Origin of the sequence: Labilibaculum manganireducens (assembly GCF_002843385.1) — a bacterium.
GTDB classification, from domain to species: Bacteria; Bacteroidota; Bacteroidia; order Bacteroidales; family Marinifilaceae; genus Labilibaculum; species Labilibaculum manganireducens.
Map to the genome: position 1 here is coordinate 105,700 of NZ_MVDE01000006.1, position 14,701 is coordinate 120,400.

Consider the following 14,701-nt stretch of genomic DNA (forward strand, 5'->3'; position numbering starts at 1 on the left):
GAGCATCAGTAGATTAAAAAGGAATATTAACTAAAAAATTGAAATCATGAAAACAATAGTAACACAATTTAAATGTTTGTTCATTTTGTTCTGCCTGTTCTTGATTATTGGTGCAGGGTGTGAAAAAGATGAAGAGAAAAGTAATTATACTGAGGGGTATATTGTGGGGTTCGATCCATGCACCGTTAATCATCACTACAGAATAGGATATATATTTATCTCAACAGATCTGCAAGATACATTGGTGACCTATAATTTATCAGATCTTAGTTATAAAATGCCTGCGTCGGTATTACTTAATTTATCAGATACGCTTTATAAAATTCCTGAAGCATATTTTGATAATTATAGAAGTACTCTGTTTTTTCCAAAATCTTTGCGGTACGAATATCCCCTTAAGTTCACATATTCTATTGCTAATGAGGATGAAATGATTTTTAATGTATGTACAACGGATATCCTTTCTTTTAATTTTACTCAAGTAATCATTAAATCTGCAATTAAATAAATACTAATCTAATCCCTAATGCAATGAAAAATAATTATACTGCTTGTATTATTCTATTTATTACCGTTTTAGTTTTGATGAGTTTTTCGATGTCGAAACAATCAAAGTTTTATTATGCCTATGCTGAAAAAATATATTTAAACAAGCTTGATAATAAGCTTATTGTAAGATATAAGCAAAACAAAAAACATGATAAAAAACAAATACGTTCTTATTTAGGACTTAGAGACGAATACATAAAATGGAAAGATGAAAGTACTTGTGTAATTATCTCTGAACCATCTAAAATGAGTAGTATAAAAAATAAAATTCTAAAACAAGTAGATGTAAAGACTATTAATCCAGTATATGCCACTAATATGGGTCTGGAAATGGGGGTGACCGATGAAATTCTTGTAAGGTTTAATAAAGGTGTTTCACAAAAAGAAATTGATAAACTACATAAAGAATATAATGTAGAATTAGTAAAGACAACTAAAATTTACCAATTGTTAAAAGTCCCAAATGGAGCAGATGGACTGGAGATTGCGAATAAATATCATGAGAGTGGATTGACACGTTTCAGTCATCCCAATTTTATTTGTGATGTGGAGTTGCACCAAACAATTCCCAATGATCCCTATTTTATAAATCAGTTTTCATTAAACAACACGGGACAAGTATTTGCAGATGGACATTCTGGAACTAATGATTCAGATATTGATGCTCCTGAAGCATGGGCTATTACCAAAGGGAATAACAATATAGTTATTGCAGTATTAGATCAAGGTTTAACATCTGATCATCCAGATTTACCTAATACACGTCAAATCCGTCTAAATGGGAGTAATTTTGCTGATGGAGATCCGAATAACCCATCGCCAACCTTTAATAGCAATCATGGCAATGCTTGTGCAGGTATTATAGGTGCGACTCAAAATAATAACGAGGGGATTGCAGGAATAGCTTCCAATTGCAGGATTATGCCTATTCGAATATTTAATGCAGACAATTCTGGTATTACGCCCCAAGGGTTAGCGGATGCCATAGGTTTTGCAAGTCAAAATGGTGCGGATATCATATCGAATAGTTGGGGATACAATTCCGACGATCCTAATTTGCACCCCGTAATAAGAGATGCAATAATTGCCGCAACAACCGAAGGTCGGAATAATCTAGGGTGCGTTGTTGTCTTTTCGGGAGGTAATAATTTTGAAAATGATGGCTTTGTTCATTTCCCAAGCAATGTAAACGTCACAGGAGTACTGACGGTTGGAGCATCTGATAGATTTGATCAGAAATCCTTTTATAGCCCACTCGCAAATCCTGCAAGCCAGAACAATCAAGTTATCGATCTTGTTGCACCTTCGCATAGAGCCTATTCAAATCAAATAGCAACCGAAACATTTGAAGCTTGGTCTATTGATACACCAGGAAATGCCGGTTATAATCCTGTTAAAAGTAGCGATGGTGGAAATTTACCTGTAATTGGTTCCATATTGCCAGGCACAGGTTTAAATAATCTATCATATACGGGGAGATTTGGTGGCACTTCATATTCTTGCCCTCAGGTTGCTGGTGTTGCAGCTTTAATATTATCTGTAAATCCAAATCTTACTCAAGAGGAGGTTTTTGAAATATTAACAGAAACCTCAGATGAAGTTGGTGGCTATGCTTACATTAATGGTAGGAGTAATGAACTAGGATTTGGTAGATTAAATGCTTGTGGAGCAGTAACAGAAGCTATTTCAACTACTTTGATAGATGGGCCTAATTTGGTATGCACCTCAGGCTCTACATTTGGTTTGGATGCTTTATCAGCTGAAGTACCTGTAACCTGGACTTCCAGTTCGAATATTAGTTTTCCATCGGGCAATACCGGAAGTACGGTTGTGGCAAAAGCATATTCTTCAACAAGTAGTGGCGCTGGTTGGATTGAGGCTGCAATTAGCGGTGCTTGTGGTAATGTGACTTTGCCACGGAAAGATGTTTGGGTTGGGCCACCCTCTTTTACTTTATCTGGAACAACTATTTTAGATATTGGAATGCCAGGTATTGCCATTGTAAATTACTCGAATGGGGATCATTTTTCACAGGGAATTCAAAATTCTGATTGGTCTTTTACTGGCCCTCTTGATTATGTGAATGGTGATGCAATGAAAGCACATTATAGAGCTGGTAGGAGAGAGGGAGGTGTCGGGTTTATTTATGCAACACAAACAAATCAATGTGGTTCTAGTGAAAATAGATTGTTTTTTGAGGTAGAAGAGCCATTTTTTATGCTTGTATCTCCTAACCCAGCTAATGAATATACCGAACTTAACTTTTATGGGGGCGACGAAATCTCTGAATATCAAAAGTCTTCACCTGTAATGGTAAGTGTTCCTATGGGTGAAAAAACACAGGAGTTAGGAGAGTATGAAATTCAAATTTGGAACGAACGCAAAGGCTTGGTAAAGCAAATGAAATCGAAAAGCAAAAAACTACAAATACCAACCAACAATTTGGAGGAAGGAACTTATTTTCTTCATGTGATTGTAAACGGGAAAGTGCACAAACAACAACTGAAAGTGCAGCGGTAAATTACTCTTTTAATAGCTGAGAGTCTTACAGGGGTGGGGCTCTCAGTTTTTTCAATAACTAATGTGTATTGTCTGGTTCCAGAGCATATTAATAAGAATCAGAATGGCGAAAGTACTTGCTTGAGAGATTTAATTAAAATAGAGACAACCATTTTAAGATGTGAGCATCAGTATATTATAAGGATTAGTAACTAATGAATTGAAACTATGAAAACAAAAGTAAACCAATTTAAATGCTTGCTCATTTTGTTCTGCCTGTTTTTGATTATTGGAGTAGGGTGTGAAAAAGATGATGAGAAAAGTAACTACGCCGAGGGGTATATTGTGGGGTTTGATCCATGCACAATTAATCATCAATACAGAATTGGATATATATTTATTTCAACAGATCTGCAAGATACATTGGTAACCTATAATTTATCGGATCCTAGTTATAAAATGCCAGCTTCGGTATTACTTAATCCATCAGATACACTCTATAAAATTCCTGAATCATATTTTCAAAATTATAGGAATTCTGCGTATCTACCTAAAGCAGTTCGCTATGAATTTAAAATCAAGATAACATATGCTTATGCGACTAATGAAGAAAAAAAATTTAATTTATGTAGTACAGATTTCAATTATTCAGATTTTAACAATGCAAAACAAGTAATCATTAAATCTGCAATTAAATAATAATCAATGGAAATCATGAAAACAATAGTAAAATTACTAAGTATAGTCATTACTGTAACTCTGTTTTTGTATAGTTGCGATGATGACCGCGAACCTTCAGATTCTTGTATTGAGGGCAATGTTTTTGCCTTTCTAGAATGTGGAGAAGGAGCTCTGATTCAAATTAAAGATCAATCAGATTTAGGTGATCCATTAACTTATAAAGGTGTAGAATATGAAAATGTAGTTCAAGCTCCTGGAAGTTTTCCTAAGGGTGAAATTTACTTACAGAGAGTATGATAAAGATAAGGATCAACACCTGTTTGAATCTGATGAGGTTTGTCAGTGGCTATATGGGCCTTACGATGTGCCTATAATAGTAATTTTAAATCACTCACAAACTAAATGCCCCGTTGAATAGCATCTCGAAGATGCTTATTATCTATATTATGAAATGAAAAAAAGCCACTCAAAATGAATGGCTTTACAAATATATAAGCTTGATTCCTTAATCAATCACTCCCGAACCAATCAGTTCCCCTTCATCGTACCAGGCAGCAAATTGTCCTGAAACAACCGCGCGTTGTGGCTCATCAAAAAGTATGTACAAACCTTCTTGTTTGAAGTAGATTGTTCCCTTTTGCAAAGGCTGTCGGTATCTAATTCTGATATCATATCTTCTTTCACATTCCTCAGTTGGCCTTAAATCTTCACGAATCCAATGCACTTCATTTTTAGGAATGAACAGAGCTTTTCTTGCCAATAGCGGATGCCCGTGCCCCATGCCTACGTAAACAATATTTTTCACCACATCGGTTCCAATCACAAATAATGGCTCTTTCTTTCCGCCAACATTTAAACCTTTTCGCTGTCCCACAGTAAAGAAATGGGCGCCATTGTGTTCCCCTACAACAGTTCCGTGTTCAGGTTTAAACTGATATGGTGCCGAAATAGCTGCCAAAGCATCTGATTTTGGGATGATCTCATCAGCTTTGTCAGGCATAATTTCAATGATCTGTCCCTTCATGGCTTTCAGCTTTTGCTGCAAAAAAACCGGAAGGTCAACTTTCCCAACAAAGCAAATGCCCTGAGAATCTTTTTTCTCGGCAGAGGCCATTTTTTCACGACGGGCAATTTCCCGAACCTCAGGTTTTATAATATGTCCGATAGGAAACATCGCTTTGGATAGCTGTTCCTGCGATAACTGGCAAAGGAAATAAGACTGATCTTTATTGTTATCAGCTCCGGCAATTAACCGATGAATCTCTTTGCCATCCTTTATAATGGTTTCCTTTTGGCAGTAGTGTCCGGTAGCCACATAATCAGCTCCCAGCTCCAATGCTTTTTTCAGGAATACATCAAATTTTATTTCACGATTACAAAGTACATCCGGATTGGGAGTACGTCCCTTTTCATATTCCGAAAACATGTAATCGATAACTTTTGCACGGTATTCTACACTTAAATCCACAAAATGAAATGGGATTCCCAATTTTTTGGCTACCATTTGAGCAAACAGTACATCTTCCTCAAATGGGCATTCTTCGGATTTTAATCCAACCGTATCGTTCCAGTTCTGCATAAAAAGTGCTTCCACCTCATATCCCTGCTCAATTAATAAATGCGCAGCAACACTGGAATCCACTCCACCCGATAATCCGATAACAACTTTTTTCTTCATCACTAATAAATCCTTGTTTTTCAAGATGTAAAAGTATTCAATTTTTGGCTTAGTGCCAATTGTGCCTGACGAATTGCCTGTAATTTAACACCTAAATTTTGTTATGTATTTTTTTTGAAAGTAAAAATGAATTAACTTCGATTTAGTTTTGAGTTGGATTAAATAAATGATCCATGACTATTGAAATATTAAAAATTTATAAAAAATGAAAAAATCAGGAGTTTTAATGCTATTGCTTTGCATGGCTATATTTGTTTCCGCACAGGAAAAACAAGATACCTCATATTGGAAAAAGGGAGGTATGGCATCACTAACATTTTCTCAAACATCGCTAACAAATTGGTCAGGAGGTGGAGATAATGCAATCTCAACGAATGCTCAGTTAAACTTATTCTCAAATTACAATAAAGGAAAGAACAGTTGGGAAAATACATTAAACCTTGAATACGGTATGGTTAAGCAAGGCGACCAAGGTATGCGCAAAAGCATTGATAAAATTGATTTCACAACCAAATACGGTCATAAGAATGGCGGTGAATGGTATTACAGTGCCTTGTTGGATTTTAAAACTCAATTTGCAAAGGGCTACAATTATTCGAATACCGAAGGAGAACCAGATGTGAAAGTATCCAACTTTTTGGCTCCGGCATATATTACTCTTTCTTTAGGTATGGATTACAAACCAAGTGATGTTTTTTCGGCTTATATTTCTCCTGTTACTGGTAAAATGACAATTGTTAATGATGATGAATTATCTGCTGCCGGGGCTTTTGGTGTTGACCCGGGCGATAAATTCAGAGGAGAGTTTGGTGCGTTTACCAAGTTGGCATTGAATAAGGATTTGGTTGAAAATGTAAATTTGAAGAGTACCTTGGGTTTATTTACAAATTATTCTCAAGACTTTGGAAATGTTGATGTTTTATGGGATGTGATGATTAACATGAAGGTGAATGATTTTTTAACAGCAACAGTTAATACTTCTTTGGTTTACGATGATGATGTTGAATATGTGAATAAGGATGGCGTAAACAAAGGTCCAAAAATTCAGTTCAAGGAAATTATTGGAATCGGATTGGCCTACAAATTTTAAGCAGAACTATTATTAGGGAGTACATTTCTTAAATGAGTAAAAAGCGGAAGAATCATTATTTGGATTCTTCCGCTTTTCTTATCGGCGAACTAATGATATGCCGGTTTTTTCTTCTACAAACTGAAAGTAATTGTACAGCTTGTAATTAATTTCCAAACCATAATCTTCCAAAGGATCATACTCTATATAATTATCTATACGAGGATTTCCTTGCATGTATTGCTGATTCCATTCCAAAACGTAAATCTGATTCCAGTTTTTGTAATAGTTATTTGTATGTGCAGTTGCCATCATGTTTCTGGTTGCAAACCACGATTCAAATCCTGTATCTAAAATAAGTAATTCGTACTCTACACTATCCGTTACGGCAATTTCATTTTCGTTATCCTGAACAGGAACAGGAGTTTTGAATGCGGAATATGTTGAACACCCATAAACAATGCTAAGAATGAATAATAAACAGATGATTTTTTTCATGACGAAACTAATTAAGAGATCAAACAGATAAAATCACAGTAATGAGAGAGTCAGTTATTTAGAAGATGTAATAGCTGTTACGTGTATGATAATTAATTTGTTACATTGTTTTGTGGGTAAAAAAAAAGGACAGGCTTTTAAACCTGTCCTCGAAAATGAAAATATAAGTGGATTTATAGTTTGATTAATTTTTTAGAGATAATTTCATCACCATCTTCAACAGAGATAAAATACATTCCTGAAGGTAAATTTGAAATATCAATTGTATTGCTTTCCTGATCAAGACTTAGAATTTGAATCGTTTTTCCTGTTAAGGAGCTTATTCTGACTTTTGATTGAATATTGCCTTGAATGTAAAGGGTTACAAAATCCTTAGCGGGATTTGGATACAGCTTCAATTCTTCGACAGGAGGAGTTTCACTTAGCAGATTGCCAAAGGCTAAACCAGAAGATTTAGTTGCCAGGGCAGGAGCCGTGTTGCTTATGTCTACGGTATAATCCTCAACTTCTCCCTGACTGAATATTTCACATCCGGATTTCGCAGCTCTTCTGTGTTTTAGCATAACTCTCATCCTGGTTTTTCCAATTGCGGCATTCGCAGGAATTGTTATGTTGGAAGATGAAATTCCTGCACTGGCAGTATAGCCTGAAACTACTATTTCATTACTGGTAAACTCACCATCACGGTTAAAATCAATATATATTCTCCAGTTTGCAGTATAAGACCTCGATTTGTATCCCAGAGAGAAATTTAGGGTATAGCTGTTTCCTGGCTTTACACTTGCAGTCATATTGGTATAGTTACCGTAACCGCCGTCATCACCTGATGGATTGTTCATATTTGCCAGTTCTACCAAATCGATGTATTCATAGCGGGTAGCTTGCCCGTAGGATTCGCAATAATCAGGCGTGGTTGATTCGGCAAGTGTAGTTAATGATTGTATTGAAGTATAAGCACTTGATCCGGAACTGTTACTGGCAAGAACCTGATATTCGTAGGTCGTTTCGGCCATTGCGCTTGAATAGTCGAAACTTGTTGCCGATGTGGTGAAAAGCTCCCAGTTACCACCTTGTTCTCTTATTTGAAGATCGTAATTGTCTGCAAATTCGATGCTGTTCCAGCTTAAATTAAAGGAATTAGACGTAATATTCGATGCCACTAATCCTGTTGGTATTTCCGGTACCGGAATCTGATCCGTTGTTAATGATTCAATACTGGAATAATCACCAGAGCCGATTTCATTATTCGATCGAATCCGAAATTCGTAGCTGGTTGAAGCCAGGGCAGAGGTGTAATTATATGTGGTTAAGCTTGTATTGAAGCTTGACCATGTACCACCTGTTTCACGAATATCCAAATCGTAATCATCAGCATCGGTAACTGCATCCCAACTAATTGTAAATGAGCTGTAGGTAATGTTTGATGCAGTCACATTTTCCGGAGCTGTGGGGGCAGTTGGCGCAGCCAAAGTAGTTGCATTCTCAATACCTGAATAATCACTTGATCCAATCGAATTGTTTGCTCTTACCTGAAACTCATAGTTGGTTTCAGCATTTAGTCCGGTATAATTGTAAGTGGTTGTGCTTAAATTTATCGTACTCCATGTTCCGCCGGCAGGTCTTACATTTAAATCATAATCAACAGCTTCAGCAGTAACATCCCAGGTAATGGTGAAAGAATCATAGGTAATGTTTGAAGCTGCCAAATTAATTGGTGTTGCTGGTGCCGAAGGAGCAGCAAGAGTAGTTGCGGTTTCTATGTTTGAATAATCACTGGAACCAACAGAATTGTTTGCTCTCACTTGAAACTCGTAGTTTGTTTCAGCATCCAGACCTGAGTAATTATAGCTTGTTGTACTTAAGTTTATTGTACTCCATGTTCCACCCGCAGGTCTTACATTTAAATCGTAATCAACAGCACCAACAGTAACATCCCATGTAATGGTGAATGAATTATATGAAATGTCTGAGGCAGTTAAATTCATTGGAACATTTGGAGCAGTTGGTGCAGCAAGGGTAGTTGCAGATACCAAATTTGAATTAACACTTGAACCAATGGAATTATTTGCTCTCACCTGAAATTCATAAGTTGTTTCTGGATTAAGTCCGGTATAATCGTAATTTGGGTTGTTTAAATTTACCGTAGTCCACGTTCCGCCAACAGGTCTTACATCAAGATCGTAATCTGTTGCATCTGTTACAAGATCCCAGCTAATGGTAAATGAATTATAGGTAATATTAGTTGCAGTAAGATTTACCGGAGCCACGGGTACAGTTGGTGCAGCTTCGGTTACTACAGAAGCAATTGCAGAATAACCGCTTGATCCTGCGTCATTGTTCGCTCTTACTTGAAATTCGTAAGTAGTTTCGGCAACAGCCCCGGAATAGTCATAGGTAATTTGTGATGTATTAATAGTTTGCCATGTACCGCCTTGTTCTCTTATTTGAACATCGTAACTAACAGCACCACTAACGGCATTCCATCCAATAGTAAAGCTGGTTTGAGTTACGTTCGAGGCGGCTAAACCAGAAGGAACAGATGGTAAATTATCATCGGTAAGTGCCTTGTAGGCATTTAGTCTGCCACTGCCAAGTTTACCGGCGTAACTAGTATTTAAATCGTCAATGGGGTCAGTGTTGTCCACTAATTTGGCACGTAATTCGGCAGGAGTAATGTTTCCTGCATATTTTGAAACAACAAGAGCTGCAACACCTGATACATGTGGGCAAGCCATTGAAGTTCCCTGGAATACTCCGTAATTGTCATTGGGAAAAGTACTAAGAACAGCCGTAGGATCCTCATTAGTTGTTTCCAGCTCTCCACCGGGAGCTGCAATATCAACCCATGTTCCGTAATTGGAATAGTACGCTTTCACATCATTTTTATTGGTAGAAGCAACTGCAAGTACATTGCTGTAGTAGGCAGGATAGTATCTGCTCTGAGAGTTGTCATTACCTGCAGCAAAAATTACAATACCGCCGTTCATCGGAGCATTTGCACCACCTGCATTGGCAATAAAATAGTCAATACCATCAAGAACAGCCTGGTCGTATTGATAAGGGGAAGTATAGCTCCAACTGTTCTGCGAAATAACTGCTCCATTATCTGCCGCATAAGAGTATGCTTCAGCAAAACCACCGCTTGAGGCACTAAAAACATTACATGACATTAATTTTACACCGTCATTGTTTCCGCTTCCGCCTGCAATACCGCTAACTCCAATTCCGTTGTTGGATACCGCTGCAACCGTTCCGGCAACGTGAGTTCCGTGATCACCTACGTAAATGTCACCGGTATTGTCAGCAAAGTTATATCCATAGATATCATCAACATATCCATTGTTGTCATCGTCAATACCATTGCCGGCAATTTCACCAGGGTTTATCCACATATTTGCGGCTAAATCTTCATGGTCATAATCGACACCACCATCTTCAATTGCTACAATAACGTTCGGATTTCCTGTCTCTACCTGCCAGGCATCCAGTAAACTGATATCGGCACCTGGAGTTCCATTGTTCTGGCCTGTATTTTCGTAATGCCACTGATCAACAAAACGGGGATCATTGGTTCCTGAAGGAAGAGTAGTTGGGACAGGAGTATTATTACGTTCTGGAAGTTTAACACCTTCAATTTGTTTGGTTGCATTAATTCCTTCAGCCATCGAAATCTCAGCAACATTCTGATAAGATTTTATGAGTTGGGATACCGGAGTTGACGTATTAAATTCCACTTCGTACCAAAGGTGCAGGCCAAATTCTTTATGTTTAGCCTCAAATTTACCAGCATCACGAAACACACGACGCATTTTATTTGCCTTAAACTGTTGGTTTACTTTGTCAAGATTCGCGATGTTGGTGCGAACAAATTCTTCAGTGCTTTTTGTTTTTGACTGACTTCTGTTTATAAGAAGCTGGTGTAACTCGTTTACCTTTTTATCGGATTTGGGAGAGAATTTTATCCTGATAATTCCTTTGTATTTTCCATCATTGTCTATTTCCCGTTTTTGGGAATATCCAGAGGAAAGAATAAAAATACAACAAAGAAGAAGAGTAAAGATTTTTTTCATAATTATTGGATTATAGTGAATATTTTGATAATAAAGCAGAAGTTAGGAAAAATAAAAGACGATGTCAATAGTTGTTTGTTATGATGAACGAATATATTGTTGTATTTCTATGTAATTATATTTTTATGTTACTTTTTAGTTTGTGATAGATAAGGCTTTTGTTTTGCATATAAATTGGCATGTTTAAGTTTTCACCTGATGTTTTTAATGTTGTTTTAAATTAAACTGTATTTGTTATTAGGTTAACTGTAAATAATGTTGCATTTGTTTATTATTTAGAATTGCAAGATGGTTTGGAGTTAAATGATCATTTTATTTTTGCATTGCTTCCCACCTCATAATTATTATTGCTATTTTCGGATTAAATAAAGATTAAAATATGTCCGAACTTTCCATATATCGAGCTTCTGCAGGGTCAGGAAAGACCTATACGCTTACCAAAGAGTATCTAAATTTGGTTTTTGAAGATCCTTTAAATTATAAAAGTATTCTTGCTGTTACCTTTACCAACAAGGCTACAGATGAGATGAAGTCTAGAATTGTAAAAGAAATTTATCTTTTGTCACAATCTGATGATTCGCCTTATGCCAAAGAATTAAAAGAAAAGCACAATCTGAATTCTGTTGAATTGGTTTCCAGAGCAAAAGAAATTTTAAACAGACTTCTTCACGATTATTCCAGGTTTTCGGTCACTACCATTGATAGTTTTTTCCAGAAAGTGGTTCGTTCCTTCACCCGCGAAATTGGCCTGCAAATGGGTTATAATATTGAACTGGACCAACGAAGGGTATTGAATGAGGCTGCTGATTTGCTTTTTACTGATGTAGATAAGGATCCGCAGTTAAGATCATGGCTAACCGATTTTGCAGAATCGAAAATCAGAGAAGGAAAAAACTGGAATTTTAAACAGGAAATTTTAGACGTTGGCAATGAAGTTTTCAAAGAAGATTTTAAAAATTTCTCTGATAAATTAATTGACAAACTTTCTGATAAAAATTTCCTGAGTTCCTATCGTAAAATCCTAAAGGAGATAAAAGATGATTTTGAAGGCTTTTTCAATAAAATAGGAGAGGAAACAAGACGGATTTTGGCTCAACATGCTTTGGATATTACTGAGTTTGCATACGGAAAATCGGGTGTTGCAGGTTATTTATCGGGTTTAGGAGACGGAGGAAAGATGGAGCCGGGAATCAGAGCCAGATCAGCTGTTGATACTCCTGAAAAATGGACAACAGGAAAAGCAAGTTCTTCAACGAAACAAGCTGTTGGAGAGGCTTGTAATGCAGGCTTGAATGATTTGCTGAAAAAGGCTGTTAATCATTACGATGAGCAGTCGATGTTGTATAAATCAACGGATAAAACCTTGAGTTATATTTATACTTTGGGCATATTAACAGACTTGTCTAAAAAAATTCAGGAGTTTTCCGAGAGCGAAAACATCTTTCTTCTGTCGGATGCGAGTCGTTTGCTTCGAAGCATTATTGGAGATAATGACACGCCTTTTATATATGAGAAAATCGGGAATGTTTACAAGCATTTCATGATTGATGAGTTTCAGGATACATCGTCGATGCAGTGGGAGAGTTTCAAACCATTGGTGACAAATTCTTTGGCCGAAGGGAATCACTCTCTGGTTGTTGGAGATGTAAAACAATCCATTTACAGATGGCGGAATGGTGACTGGAAAATCTTATCGGAACAATTGGATCAGGATTTTCAAGGTTTTGGTGTGAATGGCATGACCCTGAATTACAACTGGCGAAGCTCTAAAAATGTGATCAACTATAATAATTCGGTGTTTGCGCTTGGAGCGCAGATTTTGCAGAATGAATACAATGCCTCTATTCCAACCGATATTTCGGAAGGATTAGCAGAGGAGCAGGAGAAAATTACAGGAGCTTATCAGGACGTTTATCAGCACTTCCCGGAAAGTAAAGACAAATTTTCTGGATACGTAAAAGCCCATTTTATTGAAAAAGAGACTGATTCAGACTGGATTGAGAAGGTGCTGGAAGATTTGCCGTTAAAAATTGAGCAATTTCAGGAAATGGGTTATCAGGCAAGAGACATTTCCATATTGGTTCGAAATGGAAAAGAAGGTGGTTTGATAGCTGATACTTTAATGGCGTATCGCGCAAGCGAAAATGCGAAAGAAGGTGTCAATTACGATGTGATCTCAAACGATTCACTCTATTTAAAGAACTCATCTGTAATTAGTTTTCTGACTCATTTACTGACCTGCTTTGTATATCTTGATGATAAAATAAATCTTGGGTTTTTAAAGCAGGAATATCAGGTTTACATTCAAAATCAGCAACAGGAAGATAAGGATAAATTGTACACAGTTTCTAAAGATGAAAATACATTTGAATCTATTTTCCCCGATGAATTTACGGCCAATATTCCTGCTTTAAAAAGGCAGGCTTTGTATGATTTGGTTGAGAAATTAATTCACATTTTCAAACTGAATGAGCGTGCTCAGGACTTTCCGTTTTTAGAGGCTTTTCAGGATCTGGTGTTGGGATTTACAAAGACAGATGCTCCGGATTTGAATTCTTTTGTGGATTATTGGGCAGAACGAAAAGACAAGGAGGTGATTTCGGTTTCAGACCAACAGGATGCAATCCGAATCATGACGATTCATAAGTCGAAAGGTTTGGAGTTCAAGGTGGTGATTTTGCCATTCTGCAATTGGGATCTTGACAATGCACGGCACACAAACATACTTTGGTGTCAGCCTAAAGTAGAAGGTTTTAATGTTTTGGATGTACTTCCTGTTCGATATAGCAGCAGTTTGAAGGAAACCATCTATTATCAGGAATATTTCACTGAAAAATTGCAGTCATACATTGATAATCTGAATCTTTTGTATGTTGCCCAAACCAGAGCCGAAGAGGTTTTTATCAGTTATTCACCACTTTCGGCCAAGAGGGATTTGAGAAATATTTCAGACTTGCTTTTGTTCATCTTCGAAAACTCAGACAACTATTCTTCTGATTTTAATGGAAATAAAATTGTGTCTTTAGCTCAGAATTGGAACAAGGAAGGTAAATATTTCGAATTGGGAGAATTGAAAGTCAGAGTTTCCGAAGGGCTTCAAAAAACAAAAGAGAAGAGGAGCGGGTATCCTGCTTCTTTGCTCGATGACCGGTTAAAGTTACGGGCGCATTCGGCAGATTATTTTGATTTCTCGGAAGCAGAATCGGTTGAGACCTTTTCTCCGGTAAGCAGAGGAAATATTCTGCATCAGCTGTTTCAACTGATAGAATACAAAGAGGATGTTAACAAAGCGGTGAGTCAATTGCAATTTGAAGGGAAACTGGATCAGATTCAAGCTCAGGAAGTTTCACTTTTTGCTAAAGAGTTATTGAATGACTCAATTGTTTCTGAATGGTTTTCGAAAGATTGGACGGTGGTTAACGAGAGAGATATTCTTTTGGGAAAAGGGGAAGTGCTGCGGCCAGACAGAGTTATTTATAAAGGAAAAGAGGCGGTTGTTATCGATTTTAAGTTCGGAAAGAATAAGGAGAATATTCACAAAAAGCAGGTTTTAGCTTACAAGAAATTGATTCAACAACTTGGATTCGAAAAGGTGAAAGCATTTGTTCTCTATGGAAAACTGTCTGAAATAGAGGAAGTATAATTATTATTGCTTCC

At 36.8% G+C, this 14,701-nt stretch carries 9 protein-coding genes; 6 read left to right on the plus strand and 3 right to left on the minus strand.

The features are described from left to right. Nucleotides 1–46: 46 nt before the first annotated feature. From BZG01_RS06025 to BZG01_RS06040, 4 genes are all read left to right on the plus strand, one after another. Nucleotides 47–508, plus strand: coding sequence for a hypothetical protein (locus BZG01_RS06025; RefSeq protein ID WP_101308929.1), 462 nt, complete (start codon nucleotides 47–49; stop codon nucleotides 506–508). 23 nt (nucleotides 509–531) lie between these two features. Continuing rightward, on the plus strand, nucleotides 532–3,069 hold the full coding sequence (locus tag BZG01_RS06030; RefSeq protein WP_101308930.1) for a S8 family peptidase: 2,538 nt from the start codon (nucleotides 532–534) through the stop codon (nucleotides 3,067–3,069). Between the two features lie 207 nt (nucleotides 3,070–3,276). Beyond that, nucleotides 3,277–3,747 carry a hypothetical protein gene (locus BZG01_RS06035; protein WP_101308931.1) on the plus strand — a complete coding sequence of 157 codons (471 nt, stop codon included), beginning with the start codon at nucleotides 3,277–3,279 and terminating at the stop codon, nucleotides 3,745–3,747. A gap of 15 nt (nucleotides 3,748–3,762) precedes the next feature. Next, complete coding sequence (locus BZG01_RS06040) at nucleotides 3,763–4,026, plus strand: hypothetical protein (protein ID WP_143470846.1); 264 nt, start codon at nucleotides 3,763–3,765, stop codon at nucleotides 4,024–4,026. A 208-nt stretch (nucleotides 4,027–4,234) separates the two neighbouring features. Here the strand turns inward: BZG01_RS06040 and mnmA are convergent, their stop codons facing one another. Further along, a complete protein-coding gene (mnmA, locus tag BZG01_RS06045; protein WP_101308933.1) occupies nucleotides 4,235–5,407 on the minus strand; it encodes a tRNA 2-thiouridine(34) synthase MnmA in 1,173 nt (390 codons plus the stop codon). A gap of 205 nt (nucleotides 5,408–5,612) precedes the next feature. On the opposite strand from mnmA, the gene BZG01_RS06050 reads away from it, so the two are divergent. Beyond that, the gene (locus BZG01_RS06050) at nucleotides 5,613–6,497 is read left to right on the plus strand and encodes a DUF3078 domain-containing protein (RefSeq protein WP_101308934.1); all 885 of its coding nucleotides are present in this window, start codon (nucleotides 5,613–5,615) and stop codon (nucleotides 6,495–6,497) included. A 78-nt stretch (nucleotides 6,498–6,575) separates the two neighbouring features. On the opposite strand, the gene BZG01_RS06055 is transcribed toward BZG01_RS06050, so the two are convergent. Both BZG01_RS06055 and BZG01_RS06060 read right to left on the minus strand, forming a co-directional pair. Then, entirely contained in the window at nucleotides 6,576–6,974 is a 399-nt protein-coding gene (locus BZG01_RS06055) for a DUF6146 family protein (protein ID WP_101308935.1), read from the minus strand. A 173-nt stretch (nucleotides 6,975–7,147) separates the two neighbouring features. Beyond that, nucleotides 7,148–11,044 carry a fibronectin type III domain-containing protein gene (locus BZG01_RS06060; protein ID WP_101308936.1) on the minus strand — a complete coding sequence of 1,299 codons (3,897 nt, stop codon included), beginning with the start codon at nucleotides 11,042–11,044 and terminating at the stop codon, nucleotides 7,148–7,150. A 379-nt stretch (nucleotides 11,045–11,423) separates the two neighbouring features. Between BZG01_RS06060 and BZG01_RS06065 the strand changes: the two genes are divergently transcribed. After that, nucleotides 11,424–14,687: a UvrD-helicase domain-containing protein gene (locus BZG01_RS06065; protein WP_101308937.1), complete on the plus strand. Its 3,264-nt coding sequence runs from the start codon at nucleotides 11,424–11,426 to the stop codon at nucleotides 14,685–14,687. Nucleotides 14,688–14,701 lie beyond the last annotated feature (14 nt).

Excerpts from the sequence above, each read along its gene's own strand:
- mnmA (WP_101308933.1), bottom strand. The coding sequence starts at position 5,407 with ATGAAGAAAAAAGTTGTTATCGGATTATCGGGTGGAGTGGATTCCAGT.
- BZG01_RS06025 (WP_101308929.1), top strand. The coding sequence starts at position 47 with ATGAAAACAATAGTAACACAATTTAAATGTTTGTTCATTTTGTTCTGC.
- BZG01_RS06040 (WP_143470846.1), top strand. The coding sequence starts at position 3,763 with ATGAAAACAATAGTAAAATTACTAAGTATAGTCATTACTGTAACTCTG.
- BZG01_RS06060 (WP_101308936.1), bottom strand. The coding sequence starts at position 11,044 with ATGAAAAAAATCTTTACTCTTCTTCTTTGTTGTATTTTTATTCTTTCC.
- BZG01_RS06055 (WP_101308935.1), bottom strand. The coding sequence starts at position 6,974 with ATGAAAAAAATCATCTGTTTATTATTCATTCTTAGCATTGTTTATGGG.
- BZG01_RS06050 (WP_101308934.1), top strand. The coding sequence starts at position 5,613 with ATGAAAAAATCAGGAGTTTTAATGCTATTGCTTTGCATGGCTATATTT.
- BZG01_RS06065 (WP_101308937.1), top strand. The coding sequence starts at position 11,424 with ATGTCCGAACTTTCCATATATCGAGCTTCTGCAGGGTCAGGAAAGACC.
- BZG01_RS06035 (WP_101308931.1), top strand. The coding sequence starts at position 3,277 with ATGAAAACAAAAGTAAACCAATTTAAATGCTTGCTCATTTTGTTCTGC.
- BZG01_RS06030 (WP_101308930.1), top strand. The coding sequence starts at position 532 with ATGAAAAATAATTATACTGCTTGTATTATTCTATTTATTACCGTTTTA.